At 66.4% G+C, this 724-nt stretch carries 2 protein-coding genes; one reads left to right on the forward strand and one right to left on the reverse strand.

Annotated elements, in window-relative coordinates:
• On the forward strand, positions 1 to 521 hold a 521-nt coding region (locus tag EN991_RS38550; RefSeq protein ID WP_127370644.1), incomplete at its 5' end, for an SAM-dependent methyltransferase.
• On the opposite strand, the gene EN991_RS38555 is transcribed toward EN991_RS38550, so the two are convergent.
• A partial coding sequence (locus tag EN991_RS38555) for a precorrin-6A/cobalt-precorrin-6A reductase (protein ID WP_206519368.1) occupies positions 485 to 724 on the reverse strand: 240 nt, incomplete at its 5' end. The two genes, EN991_RS38550 and EN991_RS38555, sit on opposite strands and share 37 nt — an antisense overlap.

Below are 724 nucleotides of genomic sequence, written 5' to 3' on the forward strand. Positions count from 1 at the left end.
ATCCCGGCGTGTTCGCCATGGCGGCGGCCGTCTGCGAGGCGATCGAGGCCGGTCCGGTCGAATGGCGCGCGGTCGATGTCGCCGTGGTGCCCGGCATCACCGCCATGCTGGCGGTTGCCGCCCGCATCGGGGCGCCGCTCGGCCATGATTTCTGCGCCATCTCGCTCTCCGACAATCTAAAGCCATGGGAATTGATCGAACTGCGCCTGCTGGCGGCGGCCGGTGCCGGCTTCGTCATCGCGCTTTATAACCCGATCAGCAAGGCCCGCCCCTGGCAACTCGGCCGCGCCTTCGAGTGCCTGACCGCCATCCTGCCGGGCACCACGCCGGTAATCTTCGGCCGCGCCGCCGGTCGCCCGGACGAGCGTATCGAGGTCTACCTGCTGGCCGATGTCGAGGCTGAAAAGGCGGACATGGCGACCTGCATCATCATCGGCTCGCCGGAAACCAGGATTATCAAGCGCACGGAGAAGCCGGCGCTGGTCTACACGCCGCGCTCTTCCACGGGTCGGACAAAATGATCGACCCCAAATCGATCGACAATGGCGGCCAGCGCTTCGACGGTTTCAGCCGAGGGCACGTCCGGCAGATCAGGCCTGCGGATCATGACCACCTCGATGCCAAGCGCCCGCGCCGAGGCGATCTTGCCAAAGGTCGCCTCGCCGCCGCTGTTCTTGGACACCACGACATCGATGCGGTGCCTTTCGAGCAGCGCGCGTTCCTC

The sequence above is a fragment of the Mesorhizobium sp. M7A.F.Ca.US.005.03.2.1 genome (genome assembly GCF_003997795.1).
GTDB lineage: Bacteria > Pseudomonadota > Alphaproteobacteria > Rhizobiales > Rhizobiaceae > Mesorhizobium > Mesorhizobium ciceri.